Genomic DNA, 19,932 nt, shown 5'->3' with positions numbered 1-19,932 from the left:
GGCACATTGAAGAGATGCATCAATCTCGGGTGCGTCCGTCCCCCACGATTCAGGAGAAAAACATGACGGATTCTACTTCACTGGTCATCAGGCTGCATGCGGACGACGACGTCGCAATCGCGCGCGGTCCGATACCTGCGGACACGACGCTCGCCGAGGCCGGCGGCATCGTTACGCGCGACGATATCCCCGGTGCGCACAAGGTTGCGCTGCGCGCGCTGAAAGCCGGCGATCCGGTGCGGCGCTATGGGCAGATCATCGGTTTCGTCACGCAGGATATCCAACCGGGTGCGCACGTGCATACCCAGAACGTGTCGATGGGCGATTTCGCGCGCGATTACGCGTTCGGCAAGGACGTCAAGGCGGTTGCGCCTGCCGGAGAATCGCGGACGTTCATGGGCTTTCGTCGTACCGATGGCCGGGTGGCTACGCGAAACTACATTGGCGTGGTCAGCACGGTCAACTGTTCGGCAACCGTGACCAAGCTCGTCGCGCAGCACTTCTCCGCGCCCGGCAGGCTGGATGCGTATCCGAACGTCGATGGCATCGTGCCGGTCACGCACAGTTTCGGTTGCTGCATTGATCACAATGGCGAGGGCGTGCAGCAATTGCGTCGTACGATTGGTGGCTATATCCGCCACCCGAATTTCGCGGGCGTACTGGTGATCGGGCTTGGCTGTGAAGCGAACCAGATGGGTGCGCTGTTTATCGCGGAAGGTGTCGAGCCGGGTGCAACCATGGTGCCGCTCGTGATCCAGGAGCAGGGCGGTACCCAGAAGACCGTCGATGCGGCAATCTCGGCGATCGAGGCGATGCTGCCGGCTGCGAATGAGGTCAAGCGCGAGCCCTTGCCGATCTCCAACCTCAACATCGCACTGCAATGCGGCGGCTCGGACGGCTACTCGGGCATTACGGCGAACCCGGCGCTTGGCGCCGCGGTCGATCTGCTCGTTCAACACGGGGGCACCGCCATCCTCAGTGAGACGCCGGAGATCTATGGTGCTGAGCACCTGCTGACGCGCCGCGCGATTACCGCAGAGGTGGGCGAGAAAATCGTCGAGCGGATCCACTGGTGGGAAAGCTACGCGGAGCGGGAAAAGGGCAGCATCGACAATAACCCGACGCCGGGCAACAAGGCGGGCGGGCTCACCACGATTCTCGAGAAGTCGCTCGGCGCGGTCGCCAAGAGCGGCTCGACGCCGCTGATGGGGGTGTACCGCTATGCCGAGCCAGTCGACACGAAGGGACTCGTGTTCATGGATGCGCCAGGCTACGACCCGATGGGCGCGACTGGCCAGATTGCGAGCGGCGCGAACCTCGTTCTGTTCACAACCGGCCGCGGCTCATGCTTTGGGGCAAAGCCGGCGCCGTCAATCAAGCTCGCGACGAACACGAAGATGTACACACGCATGGTCGACGACATGGACATCAACTGCGGCGACATCATGGATGGCAAGACGACGGTCGAGCAGAAGGGCCGCGAGATCTTCGAGATGATCATCGAAGTCGCATCTGGCGCGCAGAGCAAGAGTGAAGCGCTCGGGGTCGGCAACGAAGAGTTCGTGCCCTGGATGATCGGCGCGCAGATGTGACGCATCCTTGAAGCGGACTGCGGCAGAGCCCTGGCAGCCTGCGCTGTCCGTGAAGTTGCCTTATTGAATATGGACAACGGTGGGGCGCCACGCTCACCCGAGCGGGCGCGTCCTCCGACGGAGACGAATCGAAATGAAGATCAAGGAAACCATCGAGAGATTTCCCGGTGGCATGATGGTGATTCCGCTGCTGTGGGGCAGCCTGCTTAACACGTTCTTCCCGCATGTACTGACCATCGGCAGTTTCTCAACCTCGCTCGCGCACGGAGCGCTGCCGATTCTCGCGGCGTTCTTCGTCTGCATGGGTGCCGAAATACAGTTGAAAACCGCGCCGCGCGCGCTGAAGAACGGCGCGGCGATCACGCTCGCCAAGCTCGCGAGCGGGGTGGCGATCGGCTTGCTGGTCAGTTATCTGTTCAAGGGGCGCCCGGTGTTCGGGCTGTCCAGCATGGCGATCATCGCGGCGATGACCAACGCGAACATGGGGCTCTACGCGGCGCTGACCAAACAGTTTGGTGACGAGGTCGATCGTGGCGCGCTCGCGGTACTGTCGATTCTTGAAGGCCCATTCGTGACCATGCTCGCGCTCGGCATGTCCGGTCTCGCCAGGATTCCCTTTATCGACCTGATCGCGACAATCCTGCCGATTCTGATCGGCATGCTGCTTGGCAACCTCGATCGCAACATGCGCGCGTTTCTGAAATCAGGCAGTGATCTCCTGATTCCTTTCTTTGCTTTCGGCCTCGGCGCGCAGATCAACCTGCACTCGATCCTTGGCGCGGGCGCGTCGGGCATCCTGCTCGGGCTCGTAACGCTCATCATTGGCGGCGTGGTCAACATCGCGGCGTCCCGTCTCGCCGGTGGTTCAGGCGTGGCCGGTGTCGCCGTGTCGACGACCGCCGGCAACGCGGTCGCGACGCCAATCGCCATTGCAGCCGTCGATCCGCACCTCGCGTCGCTCGTCGCGGTCGCCACACCGCAGATTGCCGCGTCGACGATTGTCACGTCGCTGCTGGCGCCGTTGTTGACCGCACTATTTGCGAAGTATTGTGCGCGGCAAAGAAAGATCGTGGGCGACGAAGGATTCGCGCCTTCACGACTCGCTGAGCGGGCAGACGGGATGTAAGCGCCTGGGGGTTGCCGCTCTTCGACCTCCATTCGTAATCAACATAAGCAGTCCCAAGGTGGGTTGCTTTGACCGGCGTCCGCTTCACAGGGCGGATTCAACAGTGGCTAAGGGGCGATCGACGGCGAGCCGTTGTCGATTGCGCCGTTACCCGGCAATTTCCGCATTCGGCCTCGCGTTGCGTGTCATCGCTCGTGGCGGATTGCTCGCACAGCAATGGCACGCGTTTGACCGGATTGTCAGGCGATTGCGCGGGCAACGGAATGACGCGAGCGGTGCCGTGATTGGAAAACATCCGGGGCGCTAGCTTGGCGTCATCGACGATCCGAAAACGCTCGACGCGATGCCACTCAAGTTGACAGCGATTTCGCTGCGCCGGGAACTCATGTTTCCATCGCGGGTGGGCGTGTCGCCCGCTAACAAATAGGCACCTTTGAACAGGCGTTGCAACGATCCGGCGTTGACCGGACGGGTGGTCTGCTAAGGGCTCACACCCCAATCGCGAAGCGTTTGCGGATCGAGCGGTTGCCCGCACGGCGCTTTTGCCACGAGCCGTTGACGCGTCTTGCCGGCCATTGCGTCCTTGATCCCGACAGGCCACGAAATTTTGTCGCGTCGTCGAGAACGTCGAAAGTGATGAATCTCGTCATCGCGATCGGCGATGGTGCCTTTCCCAAAGACCACGAACGAGCCGGCGTGCCTGATGCATGATGCTTCCACACCAGAATCAATTGCGAAACCGCATGGCCGTGTTGATCACGGTCGATAAATTGATGGAGTGAGACGAAGCAATGCAATTCGACCAAGCGATGAGTGGTCCGCGAACCCTTTACGACAAGATCTGGGAAGCTCACCGGGTCATGACCCGTGACGACGGGCAGGACCTGCTGTTCATAGACCGGCATTTCGTCCACGACGTCACGGCTCAATCGTTCGACATGTTGCGTGAGCGTGGACTCAAACCCCGCTCACCCGAGCGTATCTTCGGCACGGTTGATCACTACGTTTCCAGCACGGCGAACGATCTGGCGTCCGTGGCGGACCCCGAGCGGCGAGGCATGATCACGGCTTTGCAACGTGATTCAGCGGAGTCGCGCATCACGCTCTTCGACATGGATGACGCGCGGCGCGGAATCGTCCACGTCGTCGGACCCGAGCAGGGATTAAGTCTGCCTGGCATGACCGTCGTCTGCGCCGACAGCCACACATCGACCCACGGCGCGCTCGGTGCGCTGGCATTCGGCATCGGCGCAACCGAAGTGGCGCACGTGCTCGCCACACAATGCCTGTGGCAGCGCAAATCGAGCAATATGCGCGTCGTCCTCGACGGAAGGCCGGGGCAGGGCGTTACCGCCAAAGACCTGGTTCTTGCCGTGATCGCGCGGATTGGCGTGGCCGGCGCGGCAGGCCACGTGATTGAGTACACCGGCTCGGCTATCGCGGGTTTATCGATGGAAGGGCGGTTGACGCTGTGCAACATGACCATCGAGGCGGGCGGCCGTGCCGGAATGATCGCTCCCGACGACAGCACGTTCGCTTATCTGTCCGGCCGTCCTTACGCCCCCAGCGGCGCACAGTGGGAGCGGGCGATGGCGCACTGGCGCGAGTTGTTCACCGACGCAGGCGCGGTGTTCGATCGCGAGGTGCATATCGACGTGGCTGATATTGCGCCCATGGTGACATGGGGAACCACGCCTGAATACGCATGCGCGATCGATCGCCGCGTGCCCGATCCTGCCGATGAGGCTGACCCCGATCTCCGGGCGTCAATGTTGCGGGCACTCGAATACATGGGACTGAACCCGCACGAGGCGCTCGAAGGCGTGGCGATCGATAGAGTTTTTATCGGCTCATGCACCAACGGGCGGATTGAGGACCTGCGCAGCGCGGCCGAGGTCGCGCGCGGTCGCCGCGTTGCACCCGGCGTCGAGGCATGGGTGGTGCCCGGATCGCACCAGGTACGCGCGCAGGCCGAAGCCGAAGGGCTGGACCACGTGTTCAGGGAAGCCGGTTTCGAGTGGCGCTTCCCCGGCTGTTCGATGTGCCTCGCGACCAACGGCGATATCGCTGCCCCTGGCCAGCGCTGTGCCTCGACCTCAAACCGTAATTTCGTGGGACGCCAGGGGCCGGGTGTGCGCACGCACCTGATGAGCCCGTCCATGGCAGCCGCCGCCGCGGTGACAGGTCGCCTGACGGACGTGCGCCGCCTCATGGGAGTCTGAAGATGGACAGCCTGAACTACCTTGACTCAGCCGCGGTGCCGATTGCAGCCATCAACTGCGATACCGACCAGATACTGCCGGCACGCTTCCTCCAGAAACCTCGTTCCGACGATTTCGGCCAGTTTCTGTTCCGTGCGCTGCGCTTCGACCACGACGGTGCGGAGCGACCGGACTTCGTGCTCAACCAGATGCCTTACCGGGAGTCTCGCATCGTCGTAGCGAACCACAATTTCGGATGCGGTTCGTCGCGGGAGCACGCCGTCTGGGCGCTGTATGACTACGGTATCCGTGCGGCGATCTCGCCACGCTTCGGCGACATCTTTTTCATCAACTGCCTGAAAAACGGGCTGTTACCGATCGTGCTGCCCGAGGCCGTGGTTTTGCCACTGCTGGACACCCTGGTGGCCAGTCCGGGTAGCCGCATTGCCATCGACGTGCCCGCACAGACGGCGACGTTGCCCGACGGCTCTGTCCATGTCTTCGAGTTGGAGCCCTTTGCGAAACAGTGTCTGCTGCGCGGCATGGACGAGATCGACTACACACTGTCGCATCAGGACCGCATTGACGCGTTCGAGCGCAACCGTGCCCAAGCTTAATGAAGACGCACTCTCACGGATAACAACCAAGGAGAAGTTCAGATGAAGATTGCAGTCATGCCGGGTGACGGTATCGGCACAGAGGTGGTGGCGCAGGCTGTCAAGGTACTGCGGATCCTGGCTCCTCATGCCGAGACTCAGGAGGCGCCCATCGGCGAGGCGGGCATTCAGGCCCATGGTGTGCCGCTTCCCGAACCCACCCTGGCGTTGGCGCGCAAGGCCGATGCGATCCTGTTCGGTTCGGTGGGGGTGGCCGACGAGGCCGATATCCCGCGTGAACGTCGTCCCGGTACAGGATTGCTGCAATTGCGCGAGGCGCTGACGCTATATGCCAACTTCCGGCCGGCCTACATGTTCCCGGAACTGATCGGCGCTTCGACCTTGCGGCCCGAGGTCGTCGATGGGCTGGATATCGTCATCGTGCGTGAATTGAATGGCGACGCTTATTTCGGCCAACCGCGCGGGTTCGAAACCAACCAGGCCGGAGAGCGCGTGGGTTTCAACACAATGCGCTATTCGGAATCAGAGGTCGAGCGGGTTGCGCGTGCTGCCTTCGAAAGCGCGCGACGCCGCAGCCGCAAGTTGTGCTCGGTGGACAAGGCGAATGTGCTGGAGGCGAGTCAGTTGTGGCGCGAAGTGGTTACGCGCGTCGGGCGCGATGAGTACCCGGATGTCGAACTGAGTCATCTCTTCGTGGATGCCGCCTCGATGATGCTCATGCGTCGACCCAAGCAGTTCGACGTAATCGTCACGGGCAACCTGTTTGGAGACATTCTCTCGGATGCTGCGGCCATGTTGACCGGTTCAATCGGCATGCTGCCTTCAGCATCGCTGGGCTATAACCGGAAGGGTTTGTACGAACCTGTGCACGGCTCGGCGCCGGACATTGCAGGCAAGGATATCGCCAATCCGCTCGCCGCGATCCTGTCGCTTGCGATGATGCTGCGTGAGAGCTTCGGCATGGAAGATGCCGCGATCCGCGTCGAGCGGGCCGTGCGTGCAGTGCTAGCCGCCGGCTATCGAACTGCGGACATCCATCAGGAGGGCACGCAATCCGTGGGTACCCGAGACATGGGCGATGCGGTAGTCGAGGCACTGCGCAAGCAGGCAGCGTAAGCGCGCATTGAGCAGCAGGACAAAAGTCAGAAGCACGAGGATCGGGAGCATGAGGAGCCGATGATCCTCGGCCGTTCTCAGCATCACAGGAATCGGGGTCGTGAAGACCCGGTCCGTCCTCGGTGGTAGGTCGCACCCAAATATCCCCGGAAAGGGAGGAGACAACCATGAAGCTGAAATTTGCCATCGCGCTTTGCGTCGCGTTCGAGCTTGGCTGCGGTTCTGTCGCGGCCGTGGCCAAGGACGTGCCTGAAAAACCCGAACTTCACATTGCGGCCGCCTCCGTCGGCATCACCTATCTGCCCATGCTCGTCGCGATGCAACGCGGCTACTTCAAGGACGAGGGGCTGGATGTGCACATCGCTGCCTTCTCCGGTGGGTCCAAGACATTGGAGGCGTTGTTGGGTGGGAGCTCCGACATGGTAGCGGGCGCCTATTCGAACACCATCACGATGGCTACCAAGGGGCAGCACCTCGTGGTGATCGCGGCGCAGGTCATTTGTCCCGGCTGGATCTTTGGCGTGTCCCAGAAGCGTCAGGCCGAAGTCAAGTCGACGAAGGATCTGAAGGGTATGCGTATCGGCGTGAGTGCGCCCGGCTCCAGCACTCACATGGCACTGAACTACATCCTGCACAAGGCGGGCCTTCAGCCCTCGGACGTCTCCATCATCGGTGTTGGCCAGGCTGCGGGAGCGGTAGCGGCAGTGAGGGCGGGTCAGATCGATGCGCTGATCGTCAATGATCCGAGCGCCACGATCCTGACCAAAGACGGCAGCCTCAAACCTTTGGAGAACATGCGTACCGCGGAGGGTAACGTCAAGGTGTTCGGCTCGGATTATCCCGAGTCGAGCCTGTTCGCGACTCAGGATTTCATCAATAAGAATCCGAAGACGGTACAGGCAGTCGCCAATGCGATCGTGCGCGCGGAGAAGTGGATCGCCAAAGCCACGCCTCAGCAAGTCGCTGACAATGTGCCGCCTGAGTACCTGGGCGAGAACAAGGCACTGTATGCGGATGCCTTCACGAACAGCCGCCGTTGCATCGCACAGAACGGAGAGATCACCGTAAAAGGCGCACAGACCGTGCGTGATGTGCTGTCGGCGTTCGACCCCACCGTGGCGTCGGCCAAAATCGATCTCGCCTCGACCTATGACAACCGGTTTGTCGTGAAAGCGGCGGAGATCCAGCCATGAGTACCGCGCCGTGCACTATCACTCTCGAGCATGGCCAGACAGCGATGCGTGAGGCTTTGCGCTTTGACAACGTGACCTGCACCTTTGCCGGCAATGGCAAGAACGCTCAGACCTACACCGCCGTTTCCTGCGGGAATCTGACGATCGGCGACGGCGAGTTCGTCTCGATCGTCGGCCCTACGGGCTGTGGCAAGTCCACGTTGCTGAACGTGGCGGCCGGGCTCACCCGGCCTTCGTCGGGCAGCTTGAGCGTGTTCGGCGAGAAACTGAGCCATGGCCTGAACACGCAAGCTGCCTACCTGTTCCAGGTCGATGCACTCATGCCCTGGAAGACGGCCGAAGAGAACATCGCGATGGGCCTCATCTTCCGTGGCACGCCTCGCGATGAGGCGCTTGAGGTGGCGCACGAGTGGATTGAGCGGGTGGGGCTGCAAGGCCATGGCAAAAAGTATCCGCACCAGATGTCGGGCGGCATGCGCAAGCGCGCCGGCCTGGCGCAGGCACTGGCGCTGAATCCTCGCATCATTCTGATGGACGAACCGTTCAGTGCACTGGACATCCAGACCCGGCACCTGATGGAAAACGAGCTGCTGAGGCTGTGGTCGCGCGACCGTAAGTCCGTGATGTTCGTGACCCACGATCTGGAGGAGGCTATTTCCTTATCGGACCGCGTCATCGTGCTGTCGGCGGGCCCGGGTACGCGGCCTATCGCCGAGTTTGAAATCGACCTCGTGCGTCCACGCGAAATGTCAGAAATCCGTATGACGCAGCGGTTCCTGCAACTGCACACCCAGATCTGGGACGTGCTTCGAGGGGAGGTTCTGAAAAGCTATGCGCGCAATCGTGTTTGACCCAAACAATCGCGTTGTCGTTCTCGTCACGCGGCTCGCACTTCTGTTCGGCGTTCTGTTTCTGTGGTGGATCGGCACCAGTCAGAAATGGTTGTCGCCTTTCTTCTTCGGCGATCCGTTGGGCGTTGCGCGTCGCATCGTCGAATGGACCGTGACCGGCTCGGTGTTTCGCCACCTGTACACGACTTTGCTCGAAACCATGCTGGCGTTCGCCATCGGTACGGTGTCCGGTCTCGCGTGCGGACTATGGCTTGCGCTCAATCCGTTCCTCGCGGTCGTGTTCGATCCATTTATAAAGGCCATGAATTCCATGCCACGCCTGATCTTTGCGCCGATCTTCGCGCTCTGGTTTGGCCTCGGCATCTGGTCGAAGGTGGCGCTGGGCGTGACGCTCGTCTTCTTCGTGGTGTTCTTCAACGTCTTCCAGGGCGTGTGCGAGGTCAGCCCTGCGGTGTTGTCCAACACCCGCATGCTGGGCGCCAATGCACGTCAGCTGATGCGGCACGTCTATCTGCCTTCGGCGACGAGCTGGGTGTTCTCAAGCCTGCACAACGCGATTGGTATCGCGTTTGTCGGAAGCGTGGTCGGTGAGTATCTGGGCTCGGAGAAGGGCGTAGGGTATCTGATTCTGCTGGCTGAGGGCGTGTTCGACATCAACTCGGTGATCGCTGGCATTCTGGTGCTGACCTTGTTTGCACTGGTGCTCGATACAGCGGTATCCGTCGTCGAGGACTATCTGCTGCGCTGGCGCCCTGTCGCCGGGCAGACGGTTGCCGTGAGCGCATGAGCGTGCCGGCCGCGCTCGACAATCCAACATTAAGGAATCTATCTTGCAGACCAACGCAATCAACCTGAAGGATCGCATCGCTGTTGTGACCGGCGGCGCACAAGGCATCGGCCTGGAGGTCGGCCGCCGGCTGCTGGCCTCTGGCGCGCGCCTCGTAATCTGGGATATCAATGCCGCGGGCCTGGAGCGGGCCCGTACAGAACTGGGACACCCCGATGTTCACGTCGAGCGTGTTGATATCGCCGACTATGCGAGCGTCGAAGCTGCCGTCTCGGGTACGCTGAATGTGGCGGGACGCATCGATATCCTGATCAATAACGCGGCGATCGTTGGCCCTAATGCGACCTTGGCCGAGTATCCCGTCGACGTCTGGAAGCAGGTGATCGACATCGACGTCAATGGCACCTTCCACTGTTGCCGCGCCGTGGTACCCGTGATGATCCGACAGAACTACGGCCGCATCGTGAATCTGGCTTCTGTCGCTGGCAAGGAAGGCAACCCCAACGCCGCGGCGTACAGCTCGGCGAAGGCTGCCGTGATTGCCATGACCAAGTCGCTTGGAAAGGAACTGGCGAGCCACGACATCGCGGTCAACTGCGTGACGCCCGCAGTGGCGCGTACGCCAGGCGCGATGGAGCAGTCGCCCGAGCATATCCGCTACATGCTGGGCAAGATTCCGCGTGGCCGTTTTCTCGAACTAGACGAAGCAGCCGCGATGATTGCCTGGCTTGTCAGTGAAGAGAATTCATTTACCACGGCCTCGGTTTTTGATCTGTCGGGTGGCCGCGCGACCTATTGAAGGGAACATAGAAAATGAAGCTATTGCGCTACGGTCCGCTCGGCGAAGAGAAGCCGGGACTGCTCGACGCCGATGGAAACTTGCGAGACTTGTCGGGCCATGTGGCCGACATCTCCGGCGACACGCTGCTGCCCGCGAGTCTGGCCCGCCTGAAAGCGCTCGACGTCACTTCGCTGCCACGCGTGGAAGGCAATCCGCGCCTGGGTCCATGCGTGGGCGGTACGCGAAAATTCATCTGCATCGGGCTGAACTACTCCGACCATGCCGCCGAAACGGGCGCTGCGATACCGCCGGAGCCCATCGTCTTTATGAAGGCTGTCAGCGCGATCGTGGGTCCGGGCGATGCCATCGAGATCCCGCGCAACTCTCTCAAGACGGATTGGGAGGTGGAACTGGGTGTCGTGATCGGCAAGCCCGCGAAGTACGTGAGCGAGATCAATGCGATGGATCACGTGGCCGGCTACTGCGTGATCAATGACGTGTCCGAGCGCGCGTTTCAGGCGGAGCGCCAGGGGCAGTGGACCAAGGGTAAGTCGGCCGACACTTTCGGTCCAACAGGCCCGTGGCTGGTGACTTCAGACGAAGTGCGCGATCCGCAAGCACTGCCCATGTGGCTGGAGGTGAATGGCCACCGCTACCAGAACGGTAATACGGCCACCATGATTTACGGCGTGCGTTACCTTGTAGCCTACCTGTCGCAGTTCATGTCGCTGCAACCGGGCGATATCATATCCACCGGCACGCCGCCGGGCGTTGGGTTGGGGCAAAAGCCGCCCGTGTATCTGAAACCCGGTGACGTGGTGACACTCGGCATCGAGGGCTTGGGGCAGCAACGCCAGAACGTCGTACAGGGCTAAAGAGTCGCCGTCGAACCGATCTGGACAACAAGGAGACAACATCGTGCTAACGATCAGGCGCCAGCTGTCGCCGATATTAGCTGCCTGCCTCGCGCTGACGAGCCACTCGGGCGCGAGCGCTGCCCCGGCGCCAGCGCCGGAGAAACCAACACTTCACCTGGCCGCCGCCGGCGTTGGCTTTCCCTACTTACCCTTCGTCATTGCGCAAAGCCGGGGCTATTTCAAGCAGGCGGGGCTGGACGTCGACATTGGTGTATTTAGCGGCGGCGCGAAGGCGCTGCAGGCAATGTTGGGCGGCAGCGCCGACATGGTCGCGGGTGCTTATTCCAACACGATCACGATGGCGGTCAAGGGGCAGAAGTTGGTCTCGTTCGTGACCCTGGCTTCTTGCCCTGGCTGGGTGTTCGGCGTGACGCGTGCCAGCCGTGACAAGGTCAAGACCTATGCGGATCTTAAGGGGATGCGCATCGGCGTGAGTTCGCCCGGTTCGAGCTTCCACATGGGCGTCAATTATCTGCTTAACAGGGCCGGCCTCAAAACGGGGGATGTCTCGATCATAGGCGTGGGTTCGTCTGCCGGTGCGATTGCAGCGGCACGCAGCGGGCAGATCGATGCATTGATGAGCAACGACCCGGTCGCGACCGTACTGCAGGGCAGCGGCGATCTTTTCCCTCTGGCCGTGATGCGCGACCCCGCCGCAACCCGTGCGACGCTGGGCGGCGACTACCCGGAAGCCTCTGTCTACACCACGAGGGAATTCGCGGCCAGGTATCCTAATACGGTGCAGGCCGTGACGAACGCTGTCCTCGAGGCCGAGCGCTGGATGGCGCACGCCACGCCTGAGCAGGTGGTCGAAGCAGTACCCGCCCAATATGCTCTCGCCGACAAGAATGTCTTCGCTCGAGCCTACGGCAACATGCAGAACTGCATTTCGCGCGATGGACTGATGACGGACGCCGCGGCGCACACCGTACGCGATGTGCTTGCCGCATTCGATCGCGACATCGGCAAGGCCTCGATTGACCTGAAAGCTACGTATGACAATCATTTCGTCGAAAATGCCAGCAAGCGGTGACTTGCACGGAGGTCAATGATGGAGAACGGCATCCATATCGTGGCTGAAGGGCTCAAGTTTCCCGAAGGACCCGTGGCGATGGCCGATGGCTCAATCGTGCTGGTCGAAATCGAGCGCGAGACCATCAGCCGCGTGACGCCCGACGGCACGGTCAGCGTATTGAAGGAGGTGGGTGGCGGGCCCAACGGGTTGGCCTTGGGCCCGGATGGAGCCTTCTACATCTGCAATAACGGTGGTTTCCTGTTTCGTACCATTGCCGGTCTGAATCGCACCAAACCAGGCGTACATCCGCGTTATACCAGCGGGCGCATCGAGCGTTTCGACCCACACACGGGGGATCTGAAGACTGTGTACGACCGCTGCGGTGAATACCCGCTATGCGGTCCCAACGACATCGTGTTTGACCACAACGGCGGCTTTTACTTCACCGACTTCGGCAAGAACCGGCTGCGCGAGCGCGATCATGCCGGCCTCTATTACGGGCGAGCCGACGGATCAATGATCGTCGAAGTAGCCTACCCGCTCACGACGGCGAACGGAGTTGGCCTGTCGCCTGACGATCGTGTCGTGTACGTGGCGGAAACCGAAACCGCGCGCTTATGGGCATTCGATCTCGAGGCGCCCGGCAGGGCCCGCAAGCATCCCTATCCGTCTCCGCACGGCGGACGCCTGATTTGCGGGCTACCGGGCTACCAACGCTTTGACAGCCTGGCCGTGGACGCAGAAGGAAATATCTGCGTGGCAACGCTGGTCACGGGTTGCATCACGGTGGTGGCGCCCTCCGGTGAGGTACTGCGGCAAGTGACGGTGCCCGATGGCATGGTGACCAACATCTGCTTTGGTGGCGCCGACATGAAGACCGCTTACGTCACGCTGTCGGGCACGGGGCGCCTGGGGACCTTGAACTGGCCGCAAGCGGGGTTGAGACTGGCTCATTCCTGATGGCTACGTGCAAGCAAGTGCTTGAGGAACAGTTGGACCGGTGCGGGGAGCGTTTCGGCCTCGCGCACGCAGATCTTCCAGTGTCGTTCGGCCCAGACCTCGTCGAGCTGCACGGCGACGAGGGGCCCCGAGCTCACATAGCGGCGGGCATGATGTTCAGGCACCAGCCCTATGCCAAGCCGCGCTTCGACCATGCTGCGCACGGGTTCAAAACCATTTACCCGGATCGACAGCTTGAGCGGGTGGTCCAGGTCTGCTGCCGCGCGCAAGACGAGCGAATTCAGATAACTACCAGCTTGTGGTCCCACCAGTGGGTACTGGGCCATCTCGCGAAATTTCACCTTGTCTGCATGGCTGAGTGGATGATCGGGCGGCATGATCACCACCAGCCGGTCACTGTGATAGGGAAATACCTGCAGGCCGGCGGTCACCGTCGTGCCGCCGAACACGCCAATGTCGGCTGTGTTCTCCGCGACTGCGCGGACCACGGCTGGGCTTAAACTTTCCTGCAGGTCGATGCGCAGTCCCGGGTGCAGTGCCAGGAAGTCGCGAATGTCGTTGGCAATGTACTGGACGATGGTCGAGAGGCTCGCATGTAGCCGGATCTGTCCACGCACGCCCTCGGCATGGTCGAGCAGTTCACTTTCCATTTGTTTGACATCGCGCAGCAGCACGCGGGCGTGCTGCAAGAGGGCGGTAGCCGCGATCGTCAACTCGAGCCCTTTGTTGCTCCGCACAAAGAGGGGGGTCTTGAGGGTGTCCTCAAGTTGAGACATACGCTTGCTGAGCGCAGAAGGCGCGATGTTTTCGGCTTCTGCCGCGCGGGCAATACTGCCGTGCTCGCAGACGGCAACGAATAGTTTCAGCGACTGGAAATCAAAACGCATTGAGTCTCCCGAGGCGCGGTCTTCTCGTCGCGCCGTACTTTCTCGTGGCGGAAAGAAAGTATGCACGGGGGCGGTCGCGAGTGCAAAAAAACTCCTGTCCGCGGGAGAGCGTTCTGCGCCGATCATAGATGTCGTGCTAGCGCTTCAGTTGGGGGCGACGGTATTGCCACGAGGTGAGGGCCATCCCCGACACCAGGTCGAGGCGGCCGGCTTGAACCCGGGGCCGCTTACCTCGGCGAGCCAGTCGAAGGCGACCCGAAGACCCTCACCCTTCGTGAGCCTCCGATGCGAGTACAGCAACGCCGTCAGCGGCCCGCACCCCTTGGCCCGCGGGCAACACGAAGAGCGGATTGATCTCTGCTTCGACAATGCGTCCATCAAGCTGCACCGCCATTCGCGCAAACGCGACGATGGCGGTCACAAGGGCATCAATATCAGCGCGCGGCCGTCCACGATACCCGTCGAGTAAAGGCCAGGTTTTCAGTTCGTGAATCATCCCGAGTGCGTCATCGCGCGACAGCGGTGCGTCGGCAGACAGGAGTCGCATCGTCGTGTCCTTGAACAATTCTGCGGTGACGCCGCCCATGCCCAGCAGCAACGCTGTGCCCAACGGGTCTCGATGAAGGCCGAGAATCAGTTCCGTTCCACCGGCCACCATTTCCTGAACGAGAAACGCATTCGCGGATAAGCCAGTTGCGGTTTCAACGTCGTCCCGCATGCGGTTCAGGCGCGCGCCGATGCTGTCAGCCGTGACGCCAACCGCTACGCCGCCGACATCGCTCTTGTGGGTGATCGTGTTCGACAGCAGTTTGAGCACGACCTTGTCACCCAACTCGCGAGCGGCGCTCTCGGCTTCATGCGCGTTAGTGACGACACGCTCGCGTACCGCTGCCACACCAAAGCGGGCAAAAAGCTCTTTCGCCTGCGCTTCGTTGAGTGATCCGGCGGGCAGATCGTTTACGTTGACTTCCGATTCAGCGTGTTGTTCGGCCACACTGACGGGGCATTGCATGGACTCGCTGTGCTGCCACATCGCTGCAAGTGCGCTCGTCACGCTTTCGGGCGAAGGGAAGGCCGGCACTCCCTGCTCGTTAAGCAACCGCATGATCTCCGGGGCGTGAGGGCTCACAAATGCCATCACGGGTTTGTCACTCCCGGGCAACGAATCGCGGATTGCGCCGGCCATCAGGTCAGGCATCGCGAGGCCCGACGATCCAATGATAACCACGACCGCGTCGTAAGCCGGACTGTCGAGTAGCGTGCCGATCGCGCCGCGCAGGAGAGCCGGCTGCAGTCCAGCAAGTGTCACGTCGATCGGATTGCGGTCGAGCACCGCATGGTCGCCGGTCTGGAGCGCGCGCAGCTTCGCAGCCGTCACCTCGTCAGGAGGCGGAGTCTCAAAGTTCGCCATGCCCAGGCTATCGGTGACGAGCGTGCCGGCACCGCCGGTCGAGGTCAGAATCGCCACCCGTCGCCCGGAGAGCTTGCGGCGCGTCGCGAGTGCATGAGGAATATCGAGCAAGTCGGAGAACGTCTGGGCGCGAATCACGCCGACCATGCTGAAAAGCGCGTCGTACATGCGGTCGGAACCTGCCAGCGCGCCCGTATGCGAGACCGCCGAGCGCGCGCCTGATTCCGAGCGCCCGATCTTGAAGACCACGACCGGCTTGCCTGCTGCCGCCGCCCTTAGCGCCGCGCGCCGGAACCGGTCCGGATGACGCAGCCCTTCCATGTAGAGCGCGATAACGGAAGTCGAATCATCGTCAACCAGATAATCGACAAAGTCCGCCATGTCGAGATCTGCTTCATTGCTCGTCGACACCAGCTTTGACAGGCCAATACCGCGTGCCGCCGCGCGCGACAACAGCGAGCCAAGAATCCCGCCGCTTTGTGAAATCACGCCGATCCCGCCGACCGTGAAAGCGTCGGTCTCCAGCGCCCCGCTTGCCGACAGCGTGATGCGATCGGTGAGATTGACGAGTCCGATCGTATTGGGGCCGAGCAAGCGCATGGATCCTGCTGCCTCGATCAATTGCGCCTGACGCCTCGCACCTTCCTCGCCAATTTCCGCATAGCCGCTCGCCAGCACGATTGCAGCGCTCGTCCCGCGGCTTGCCAGATCCCGCACCGCAATGTGGGCGCGCTCAGCGCCGAGCAGGACGATACCGACATCGGGCGCATGCGGCAACGACGCTACGTCGGGATAGCAGGGCAAGCCGTCGATCGAGTCGTAGCGCGGGTTGACAGGGTAGATGTCGCCGTCGAATCCGTGCTTCCTGAGGTAAGCCACCGGGCGGCCTGAAGTCTTGGCTGCGTCCGCCGATGCGCCGATCACTGCTACGCTCGTCGGGCGCATCAACTTTAAAATTGCGTTCATGTCGATCTCCTTCGTGCTCACCGGGCTTTGTTCAGGAATGCGAGCACCGAGTCGCGATGTTCACTGCTTGTGTAGCAGACAGCCTGTGCCTGGCTGCCTTGTGCAAACACCTGATGCGCGGACAGCTCGTAGCTCTGATTGAGGATGCTCTTGCCGAGCGCGAGTGCCGTGGCCGAACCCTGGCTCAATTCGGCGGCCCAGGCGTGGGCGTCGGCAATGAGCGAATCAGGCTCGCTCAGGCGATCCGCGATCCCGATTTCCAGCGCTTCCTTCGCATCCACCTTGCGCCCGCTGAAGATCAGTTCCTTCGCCCGCGCGAGGCCGACCCGTCGCGGCAAGAAGTACATGCCGCCACCATCGGGAATCAGCCCGCGTTTGATGTAGCTCCACGTGAAGCTCGCCTCGTGCGACGCGAGGATAAAGTCACAGGAGAGCGCCATATCGGCACCCAGGCCCGCCGCTGCGCCGTTGACTGCCGCGATGGTCGGTTTGGGCATCGAGTAAAGCAGATTGACCGTGTGATGAACGATCTGCTGACGTGACCAGCCATTGAACGCAACCTCGCCCGCTGGGGCTTCCATGCGCTGCGCCATACCGCTGACGTCACCGCCAGCGCAAAACCCCTTACCGTTGCCGGTCAACACCACGGCGCGTACCTCCCGGTCGCGCGACACAGTCTCCAGCGCCGCGATCAGTTCGGCGCGCATTTCGTTGGTGATGGCGTTACGCTTTTCAGGACGATTCAGCGCGATCGTGGCGATCTGCGAGTCGATAGTGAGTTGAATAGTGGATGTGGTCATGCGTGTCTCGATGGTTGAATTGGAGTCGACCGAGAAGGTCGATCTGCTGATGCAGCTTAGCCCCACCTGCCATCCCAGGACACCCCGTCAATTCCACTCTGTGGAACGGAGCGTATTTCATCCGAGGGATCGAGCAATTCCACTGCATGGAATTGGAAGATTGTCATCGCGCGTTCGGCGCCGATAATGGATTCCAACGCAGGACACTGGCCATGACTAACCTGCGGCCCAATACAAGTCTGGAGACATGATGCACGCAGCCCGTTCCAATCCAATCGACGTCAGCGCCGTCGCGCAACCACAGGCAGAGGCCGTCTACCGGAAAGTCACCTGGCGGCTGCTGCCGTTCCTCTTTATCTGTTACGTCTTCGCTTATCTGGATCGCGCCAATATCGGCTTTGCGCATCTGCAGTTCTCACGCGACATCGGTCTTTCCGACGCCGCATTCGGTTTGGGCGTAGGCCTCTTCTACGTCGGTTACATGCTCTTTGAAGTACCGAGCAACTTGTGGCTCGCGCGAGTCGGCGTGAGAAAAACGCTCATGCGGATCATGGCGCTATGGGGCATCGTTTCGGCGGGCACCGCGTTCGTGCAGACGCCGGCGCAGTTTTACATCGCGCGGGTGTTGCTGGGCGCAGCGGAAGCAGGATTTTTTCCCGGCGTGATTCTCTACTTCACCTACTGGTTTCCGGCCGCGCGCCGGGCGCGGGTCACGTCCATCTTCACGACAGCGATCTGTGTATCCGGCATTATCAGTGGGCCGGTGTCCGGATGGATTCTCAACAGCATGTCGGGCTTGCTTGGCTACAACGGCTGGCAATGGCTGTTCCTTCTCGAAGGACTTCCGTCAGTGATCGCCGGTGTCTTTGCCTATGTCTATCTGACGGACCGGCCCGAGCAGGCAACCTGGCTCATGGACGACGAGAAGACCCTCCTTCTGGCAGAGCTCAACCGCGACGCGCAAACGAAGGCTGCACGCGCTCATGGTTCGATCTGGGTTGCGTTGAAGGAGCCGAAGTTTTATTTCCTGACGTTCGCCTATTTCAGCGTGCCGTGGGCGAGCATCGTCGTCCATATCTGGGCGCCAAGCGTAATCCAGAAAAGCGGTGTGTCGAACTACTGGCACATTGGGCTTCTTTCCGCGATTCCTTATGTGGTCGGCGCAGTGGTGATGTATCTGCTCGGCCGGAACTCGGATCGTATGCTGGAGAGGCGGTGGCACTTCATGGCAAGCGCATTGATGGCTGCGCTGGGCGTCGTGCTTCTGCCGGCGGCGGCGAATCACGCAGCGATTCTGGTGGCACTGCTTTGCGTTGCGACGGCCGGTTATCTGGGCATGCTGTCGCTGTTCTGGACGATGCCACCCGCGTATCTGTCGAGCTCGGTCGCAGCAAGCGGCATTGGCCTCATCAGCAGCCTCGGGCAGTTTGGCGGGATTTCTGCGCCCTCGGTGATCGGTTACGCATCGACGCACTTTGGTAGCAGCGCCGTGGGCCTCTATGCCGTTGCAGTTGTCTCTATTCTTGGCGGTCTTGCAGTGGTACTGGGTATTCCAGCGCGCGCGATCAGTGAACGCCGGGAATGAAGGAGACGCTTGCTGTCTTCAGCCTTCCTGGCGCGCGCATGCGGCTGTAATGTCGTCGCGTAGACGCAGCAGGGGAGCCCCGAGCTCGCTGACAACGCTGTCTTTTGACGCCGCCGTGCGGACGCTAAAGTTGAGCACCAGCAAACGATGACCGGGAATGGCGAGCGGCGTCGCGAGTGCGATCACTTCCGGCTGCCAGCTTGTAGCGCAGAAGCCGCTTCGGCGCACCTCATCTACCGCATCAGTGATTTCGCGCGCGAGGCGCTCCCAGCCGCTGCGCTTTCGCCGCTTGAACGCGTTCATCAGGGCGGTGAATTCCTCCTGCGGCAGCGCTGCGAGATACGCGCGACCGAGCGAAGTCAGTTCCATCGGTACGCGTTGTCCCGAGACGATCGTACGCAACGAGGCCCGCTGGTTATAACGAATGGACTCAAGATAGACCATCTCTTCCCGGTCGGCGCCCGCGATTCCGACATTGATACGCCTTGCTTGGGCAGTGTCGCGGATTAGCGGTCCTGCGGCATTCAACACTGTGGATCCGCTGCGCAACGCCTGCGCCAGACTGAGCACGGGTAAGCCGAGTCTGTATGCCCTGCGTGCGGCATCGTGCTCGAGATAACCCGCCTGCACGAGCGTTCGCGTTAGGCGGCTCACCGTTGCCTTCGGCAGACCGGTGCGTTCCGCAAGTTCTCCGTTGCCTAGAAGTGTCGCACCGGGACCGAACGCGCGCAGCAACTCGAGCCCGCGTTCGAGCGATCGATTCGACGGGGTCGCGTTCGATTCCTGTTGTTGATTGTTGTGGTTCGCCATAAACAGTGAATTTGCGGAGCTTCACGTGAAAGGATCGATTATCGATGTATGTCAGTATATGCGGCGAGATTCGACACCTGAATAAACAGTAGATTGACTAAAAAAGCGTAATTCGATGGTCAACAAGAATGCAAGGCTCCGCCGATGACATCGCCCGGACGAAGCAGGCCCATAGCGATTGCCGTCAGACCATGTTGGACCTCGCTGACAATCAGGATCTGTTCGGCTTCGACAGGCAGCCCCTGCGTCAGGAGGTGGCGCGCGACAGCCTCACGCTCGGCCTCGCCAGTAGATCCCTGTGCCTTTAGGGCGGCACT

The 19,932-nt window shown here is 61.4% G+C and carries 19 protein-coding genes; 14 read left to right on the top strand and 5 right to left on the bottom strand.

From position 1 onward, the window contains the following. The first annotated feature begins 62 nt into the window (after window positions 1–62). Together BLW71_RS06320 and BLW71_RS06315 are read left to right on the top strand one after the other, a co-directional pair. Window positions 63–1,592, top strand: a complete 1,530-nt coding sequence (locus BLW71_RS06320) for a UxaA family hydrolase (RefSeq protein WP_091794174.1) — start codon at window positions 63–65, stop codon at window positions 1,590–1,592. Window positions 1,593–1,725: 133 nt separating this feature from the next. Further along, window positions 1,726–2,718 carry a 2-keto-3-deoxygluconate permease gene (locus tag BLW71_RS06315; protein WP_091794173.1) on the top strand — a complete coding sequence of 331 codons (993 nt, stop codon included), beginning with the start codon at window positions 1,726–1,728 and terminating at the stop codon, window positions 2,716–2,718. A 488-nt stretch (window positions 2,719–3,206) separates the two neighbouring features. Here the strand turns inward: BLW71_RS06315 and BLW71_RS41555 are convergent, their stop codons facing one another. Further along, entirely contained in the window at window positions 3,207–3,524 is a 318-nt protein-coding gene (locus BLW71_RS41555) for a hypothetical protein (RefSeq protein ID WP_177204983.1), read from the bottom strand. On the opposite strand from BLW71_RS41555, the gene leuC reads away from it, so the two are divergent. The 10 genes from leuC to BLW71_RS06260 all read left to right on the top strand — a co-directional run bounded on the left by leuC (window position 3,510) and on the right by BLW71_RS06260 (window position 13,156). Next, complete coding sequence (gene leuC, locus BLW71_RS06305) at window positions 3,510–4,940, top strand: 3-isopropylmalate dehydratase large subunit (protein ID WP_091794171.1); 1,431 nt, start codon at window positions 3,510–3,512, stop codon at window positions 4,938–4,940. The genes BLW71_RS41555 and leuC overlap by 15 nt on opposite strands. A gap of 2 nt (window positions 4,941–4,942) precedes the next feature. Beyond that, window positions 4,943–5,536 (top strand): 3-isopropylmalate dehydratase small subunit, encoded by a 594-nt coding sequence (gene leuD, locus BLW71_RS06300; protein WP_091794169.1) that lies wholly within the window; start codon window positions 4,943–4,945, stop codon window positions 5,534–5,536. Between the two features lie 42 nt (window positions 5,537–5,578). Then, window positions 5,579–6,652 (top strand): 3-isopropylmalate dehydrogenase, encoded by a 1,074-nt coding sequence (leuB, locus tag BLW71_RS06295; protein ID WP_091794168.1) that lies wholly within the window; start codon window positions 5,579–5,581, stop codon window positions 6,650–6,652. 167 nt (window positions 6,653–6,819) lie between these two features. After that, a complete protein-coding gene (locus BLW71_RS06290) occupies window positions 6,820–7,845 on the top strand; it encodes an ABC transporter substrate-binding protein (protein ID WP_091794166.1) in 1,026 nt (341 codons plus the stop codon). After that, window positions 7,842–8,696 (top strand): ABC transporter ATP-binding protein, encoded by an 855-nt coding sequence (locus tag BLW71_RS06285; protein WP_091794164.1) that lies wholly within the window; start codon window positions 7,842–7,844, stop codon window positions 8,694–8,696. The genes BLW71_RS06290 and BLW71_RS06285 overlap by 4 nt, the downstream gene beginning before the upstream one ends. Then, a complete protein-coding gene (locus BLW71_RS06280) occupies window positions 8,677–9,483 on the top strand; it encodes an ABC transporter permease (protein WP_091794161.1) in 807 nt (268 codons plus the stop codon). Before BLW71_RS06285 ends, BLW71_RS06280 begins: the two co-directional genes overlap by 20 nt. A gap of 43 nt (window positions 9,484–9,526) precedes the next feature. After that, window positions 9,527–10,282: an SDR family NAD(P)-dependent oxidoreductase gene (locus tag BLW71_RS06275; protein WP_091794158.1), complete on the top strand. Its 756-nt coding sequence runs from the start codon at window positions 9,527–9,529 to the stop codon at window positions 10,280–10,282. 14 nt (window positions 10,283–10,296) lie between these two features. Continuing rightward, window positions 10,297–11,139, top strand: a complete 843-nt coding sequence (locus BLW71_RS06270) for a fumarylacetoacetate hydrolase family protein (protein ID WP_091794156.1) — start codon at window positions 10,297–10,299, stop codon at window positions 11,137–11,139. Window positions 11,140–11,182: 43 nt separating this feature from the next. Beyond that, window positions 11,183–12,214, top strand: a complete 1,032-nt coding sequence (locus BLW71_RS06265) for an ABC transporter substrate-binding protein (protein WP_091794154.1) — start codon at window positions 11,183–11,185, stop codon at window positions 12,212–12,214. Window positions 12,215–12,232: 18 nt separating this feature from the next. Next, on the top strand, window positions 12,233–13,156 hold the full coding sequence (locus BLW71_RS06260; protein WP_091794152.1) for an SMP-30/gluconolactonase/LRE family protein: 924 nt from the start codon (window positions 12,233–12,235) through the stop codon (window positions 13,154–13,156). Here BLW71_RS06260 and BLW71_RS06255 read toward each other — a convergent pair. The 3 genes from BLW71_RS06255 to BLW71_RS06245 form a co-directional block, all read right to left on the bottom strand. After that, window positions 13,147–14,043 (bottom strand): LysR family transcriptional regulator, encoded by an 897-nt coding sequence (locus BLW71_RS06255; RefSeq protein WP_091794150.1) that lies wholly within the window; start codon window positions 14,041–14,043, stop codon window positions 13,147–13,149. The genes BLW71_RS06260 and BLW71_RS06255 overlap by 10 nt on opposite strands. 265 nt (window positions 14,044–14,308) lie before the next feature. Then, window positions 14,309–16,420, bottom strand: coding sequence for an acetate--CoA ligase family protein (locus BLW71_RS06250; RefSeq protein ID WP_091794148.1), 2,112 nt, complete (start codon window positions 16,418–16,420; stop codon window positions 14,309–14,311). A gap of 17 nt (window positions 16,421–16,437) precedes the next feature. Further along, complete coding sequence (locus BLW71_RS06245) at window positions 16,438–17,220, bottom strand: enoyl-CoA hydratase/isomerase family protein (protein WP_091794146.1); 783 nt, start codon at window positions 17,218–17,220, stop codon at window positions 16,438–16,440. A 250-nt stretch (window positions 17,221–17,470) separates the two neighbouring features. Between BLW71_RS06245 and BLW71_RS06240 the strand changes: the two genes are divergently transcribed. Further along, window positions 17,471–18,805 (top strand): MFS transporter, encoded by a 1,335-nt coding sequence (locus BLW71_RS06240; RefSeq protein WP_091794144.1) that lies wholly within the window; start codon window positions 17,471–17,473, stop codon window positions 18,803–18,805. Window positions 18,806–18,823: 18 nt separating this feature from the next. On the opposite strand, the gene BLW71_RS06235 is transcribed toward BLW71_RS06240, so the two are convergent. Beyond that, window positions 18,824–19,615 carry an IclR family transcriptional regulator gene (locus BLW71_RS06235; RefSeq protein WP_091794142.1) on the bottom strand — a complete coding sequence of 264 codons (792 nt, stop codon included), beginning with the start codon at window positions 19,613–19,615 and terminating at the stop codon, window positions 18,824–18,826. A gap of 128 nt (window positions 19,616–19,743) precedes the next feature. On the opposite strand from BLW71_RS06235, the gene BLW71_RS41550 reads away from it, so the two are divergent. Further along, window positions 19,744–19,923: a hypothetical protein gene (locus tag BLW71_RS41550; RefSeq protein WP_177204982.1), complete on the top strand. Its 180-nt coding sequence runs from the start codon at window positions 19,744–19,746 to the stop codon at window positions 19,921–19,923. Window positions 19,924–19,932: the final 9 nt, after the last annotated feature.

Origin of the sequence: Burkholderia sp. WP9, from assembly GCF_900104795.1 — a bacterium.
GTDB lineage: Bacteria > Pseudomonadota > Gammaproteobacteria > Burkholderiales > Burkholderiaceae > Paraburkholderia.
Note: the sequence above shows the minus strand (reverse complement) of the source record. Positions and strands in the feature narration are given on the sequence as shown.

Coding starts and splice junctions, on each gene's coding strand:
- BLW71_RS06270 (WP_091794156.1), top strand. CDS start 10,297: ATGAAGCTATTGCGCTACGGTCCGCTCGGCGAAGAGAAGCCGGGACTG.
- BLW71_RS06315 (WP_091794173.1), top strand. CDS start 1,726: ATGAAGATCAAGGAAACCATCGAGAGATTTCCCGGTGGCATGATGGTG.
- BLW71_RS06250 (WP_091794148.1), bottom strand. CDS start 16,420: ATGAACGCAATTTTAAAGTTGATGCGCCCGACGAGCGTAGCAGTGATC.
- BLW71_RS41550 (WP_177204982.1), top strand. CDS start 19,744: ATGCAAGGCTCCGCCGATGACATCGCCCGGACGAAGCAGGCCCATAGC.
- BLW71_RS06260 (WP_091794152.1), top strand. CDS start 12,233: ATGGAGAACGGCATCCATATCGTGGCTGAAGGGCTCAAGTTTCCCGAA.
- BLW71_RS06280 (WP_091794161.1), top strand. CDS start 8,677: ATGCGCGCAATCGTGTTTGACCCAAACAATCGCGTTGTCGTTCTCGTC.
- leuC (WP_091794171.1), top strand. CDS start 3,510: ATGCAATTCGACCAAGCGATGAGTGGTCCGCGAACCCTTTACGACAAG.
- BLW71_RS06290 (WP_091794166.1), top strand. CDS start 6,820: ATGAAGCTGAAATTTGCCATCGCGCTTTGCGTCGCGTTCGAGCTTGGC.
- leuD (WP_091794169.1), top strand. CDS start 4,943: ATGGACAGCCTGAACTACCTTGACTCAGCCGCGGTGCCGATTGCAGCC.
- BLW71_RS06285 (WP_091794164.1), top strand. CDS start 7,842: ATGAGTACCGCGCCGTGCACTATCACTCTCGAGCATGGCCAGACAGCG.
- BLW71_RS06235 (WP_091794142.1), bottom strand. CDS start 19,615: ATGGCGAACCACAACAATCAACAACAGGAATCGAACGCGACCCCGTCG.
- BLW71_RS06320 (WP_091794174.1), top strand. CDS start 63: ATGACGGATTCTACTTCACTGGTCATCAGGCTGCATGCGGACGACGAC.
- BLW71_RS06240 (WP_091794144.1), top strand. CDS start 17,471: ATGCACGCAGCCCGTTCCAATCCAATCGACGTCAGCGCCGTCGCGCAA.
- leuB (WP_091794168.1), top strand. CDS start 5,579: ATGAAGATTGCAGTCATGCCGGGTGACGGTATCGGCACAGAGGTGGTG.
- BLW71_RS06245 (WP_091794146.1), bottom strand. CDS start 17,220: ATGACCACATCCACTATTCAACTCACTATCGACTCGCAGATCGCCACG.
- BLW71_RS06255 (WP_091794150.1), bottom strand. CDS start 14,043: ATGCGTTTTGATTTCCAGTCGCTGAAACTATTCGTTGCCGTCTGCGAG.